The 2614-nt window shown below is 73.4% G+C and carries 2 protein-coding genes; both read right to left on the minus strand.

What is annotated here, in order from left to right; all coding sequences use genetic code 11:
• Window positions 1-124 precede the first annotated feature (124 nt).
• Complete coding sequence (locus FOE67_RS22350) at window positions 125-1270, minus strand: glycosyltransferase family 4 protein (RefSeq protein ID WP_182666640.1); 1146 nt, start codon at window positions 1268-1270, stop codon at window positions 125-127.
• A 191-nt stretch (window positions 1271-1461) separates the two neighbouring features.
• On the minus strand, window positions 1462-2614 hold a 1153-nt coding region (locus tag FOE67_RS22355), incomplete at its 5' end, for an endonuclease/exonuclease/phosphatase family protein (RefSeq protein WP_182666641.1).

Here is a 2614-nt window from a genome sequence, read left to right on the forward strand (position 1 = left end):
GGGCCGGGTCGGGTCGGGAGCGGACCGGCGGCGCCGTTCGCCGGTGCCGGTGGTGCCGGTGCCGTGGTCGGACCGGCGCCCACCGGGGCGTGGTGGTCCACCACGCCCGCCTCGCCGCGGGGGCTCACAGCCTCACTCCCGTGCCGCTGGGCAAGAGCTTCCGGTACGCCTCTTCGTGGGCGTCGAGGAAGGCGTCCCCGCCGAACAGCTTCATGGCCAGTTCGCTGCCCGTCCGGCGGACCTCGGCGGGCAGTGCGGCCATCTCCAGCAGCGCCTCGCGCAGGGCGGTCGGGTCGCGCGGCGGGACCAGCCGGCCGAAACCGGTGACCTCGACGGGGTAGCGGGAGCCGGGCAGGTCGGTGGTGACCGATGGGGTGCCGGACATCATCGCCTCCACCTGCACGATGCCGAAGGACTCGGAGACGGAGGGGAGCGCGAAGACGTCGATGGAGGCGTAGAAGTCCCGCACCCGTTCGCCGCGCAGCAGGCCGGTGAAGCGGATGCGCGGGTCGTCGCCGGCCTCGCGCCGCAACTGCTCGATGTTGCTGCCGCCCGCGACGGTGGTGTGGTCGCCCGCGATCAGCAGTCGGGCGGCGGGGTCGTGGATGTCGCGGAAGGCCCGGATGAGGTACTCGATGCCCTTGTCGACGGTGATCCGGCCCATGAAGCCGATGTGCAGTCCGTCGCCCTCGCGCATCCGGGGGGTGCCGCCGTTGCGGTCCACGCAGGGGGAGGGGATGGGGCGCAGCTCGCGGCGCCGGATCGTCGGCCAGATCCGTGAACCCCGTGCCTGGTCCTCGCTGTTGGTGATGACCAGGTCGGCGCGGCGGATGGCGGCGCGGCAGGACTCGTCGACCATCCGCATCCCGAAGCGGTTGACGAGGCCGTCGGGCAGGAAGGCGTCGATGTGGTAGGTGACGACGAGTCGGGCCCTGCGCCGCAGCGCCGCGACGAAGGCCGCCTCGGGGTTGGGCAGGTGGATGTGGAGGATGTCCGAGCGGGCGGCCAGCCGGCCGGCGAGCAGGGGGAGGCGGGGTGCGATGAAGCCCCGGCTGACCCGGGCCAGTACGGGGGCGCGGAAGACGTGGACCCCGTTGATGACCTCGTACTCCGGCAGGGCCGGGTCGTGTTGGGCGCAGACGACGGCGATGTCCCAGCCGCGCGCGGCCATGCCCTCGGCGGTCAGGCGGGCCGCCTCGGTGAGGCCGCTGACGTAGGGGGCGTAGTAGTCCAGCATCACCGTCACGTGGAACCTGTCGGGTGGCGTCATGGCGTGTCCCTCTCGTGGATGTGGGTGGGCGCGGACGCGCCGCGGGCAGGGGGGACCGACGCGTCGGCGCGGTCTTTCCGGCGGCGCGGTGGAGGTGCGGGACGTGCGGGACGTGCGGGACGTGCTGATGTGCGGACCTGCGGATGGATCGGGGGCCGGGGACGGGGACGCCCCGGTCGGGGCGGCGCCCCTCAGGGCACCAACAGGCGGATCTCCTGGGAGCGGTGGTCGGAGAACTCCGCGCCCCCGCCGAAGCGGTACCCGGTGAGGGTGAGGTCCCCGGAGGTGAAGAGCCAGTCCAGCCGCCAGAGGCGGGGCAGCGGGTAGTCGGCGATCGGCCAGGAGGTGGCGGGCAGCAGACGCCCCTCGGGGGTGTGCGTCCGCACGTCGGGGCCGAGGTCGATCAGGCTGCCCATCCAGGGCGAGTTGAAGTCACCGGTGATCAGCGCCGGGTGCGGGTTGTCCGCCAGGTCCTCCCGCAGCCACTCCAGTTCGCGGGTGCGCCAGTCGAACTGATCGGCCAGGAAGGAGTGGAAGCGCTCGGAGAGCGGGTTGTCGCCGACCCGGAAGGGCACCGGGAGGTGGCTGTTGTACAGGGAGAGGGTGGTGTCGCCGACGAGCACGTCGGTGCGCTGGGTCTTCCTCCCCTCCCAGTACCAGGCGTTCTCCCGGTCGGGCACGGCGCGGTGGTGCACGGCGACGACCGGCAGCCGGGAGAGGGTGATCAGCTCGCCCTCCACGACGATCTCGTGGTCGGGGAACTCCTCGCGCAGCCGTTCGGTGTCGTCGATGAGGATCGGGTCCTCGTCCTCCCAGTGCAGGTACTCCTGCAGCAGGTAGACGTCGGCGTCCTGCTCGCGCAGGAAGGCGTGGAAGGCGTCGGGGTCGTCGTCCATGTCCCAGTAGTCGGCGTTCCAGGAGAAGACGCTGATCTCCTCGCCCGCCGCCGGCCCCCGCGCCGCGTCGGTGTCCGGACCGCGCCAGGCCGGCCCGTACCCGGTCAGGTGGGCACCGATGAGGACGTGGATCAGGAGGGCCGGCGCCAGCCACCGGCGCACCGGCCGGGCCAGGGGGGACGCGGCGAGCAGCAGCAGGGGGATGACGAGGAACGCCACGGGGGGCGTGGCCTCGACGACCAGCCACCGCCACCAGCGGTCGGTGAGCAGCAGGTGCAGGGCGAGGAAGACCGTCCACAGCGCGCCGGCGGTCACCAGCAGGCGGGTGCCGGTGCACCAGCGGGTTCGGGTCGGGGACCCCTCGGCGGTCGGGTCCGCCTTCGGCCCCGGGGAGTCGGGGGAGCCGGTGCCCGGTCGGGCCCGCCGGGGCGGCGGTTCGTCCGGGGGG

This window comes from Streptomyces calidiresistens, from assembly GCF_014141525.1.
Taxonomy (GTDB): Bacteria; Actinomycetota; Actinomycetes; order Streptomycetales; family Streptomycetaceae; genus Streptomyces; species Streptomyces calidiresistens.

Coding starts and splice junctions, on each gene's coding strand:
- FOE67_RS22350 (WP_182666640.1), bottom strand. CDS start 1,270: ATGACGCCACCCGACAGGTTCCACGTGACGGTGATGCTGGACTACTAC.